Raw genomic sequence first — 572 nt, 5'->3', positions numbered from 1 at the left:
TTCGCGATGGTGGTGCTGACAGTCGAACCGTTGTTATAGACGTCATTGGCTGGAGTATTAAACACGGTCGAGCCGACGGTTTCACCGGCCTTTATCGTGATGGTTTGGCCGTTGCTCAACGTTACGGTGACGTCGGTCTGCGCCTTGTTGGTCAAGGTCGCGGTGTAAGTGATGTCACCGCCTTCAACTACAGAGGCTTTATCAGCAGTCAGAGAAACCGTGGTGTTGTCGATCGAGTCGGTAATCGAAGTGACGGCCGCTTTTGGATCGGTAACCAGATTCTCAAAGTTACCGCCTTCGGTCTTCGCGATGGTGGTGCTGACAGTCGAACCGTTGTTATAGACGTCATTGGCTGGAGTGTTAAACACGGTCGAGCCGACAGTTTCACCGGCCTTGATCGTGATGGTTTGGCCGTTCGCAAGCGTTACGGTGACGTCGGTCTGCGCCTTGTTAGTCAAGGTCGCGGTGTAAGTGATGTCGCCGCCTTCAACTACCGAGGCTTTATCTGCACTCAGCGAAACCGTGGTGTTGTCGATCGAATCAGTGATGGCTGTTTCAGCTGCCTTCGGATC

1 protein-coding gene is annotated in these 572 nt (G+C 53.5%); it reads right to left on the bottom strand.

Features of this window, described 5'->3' with window-relative positions; genetic code table 11:
• The coding region (locus AOA59_RS00705) for an immunoglobulin-like domain-containing protein (protein ID WP_143522740.1) at positions 1-572 on the bottom strand (572 nt) is incomplete at both ends.

It is taken from the genome of Pseudomonas sp. 2822-15, from assembly GCF_002742515.1.
GTDB lineage: Bacteria > Pseudomonadota > Gammaproteobacteria > Pseudomonadales > Pseudomonadaceae > Aquipseudomonas > Aquipseudomonas salomonii.
Note: the sequence above shows the minus strand (reverse complement) of the source record. Positions and strands in the feature narration are given on the sequence as shown.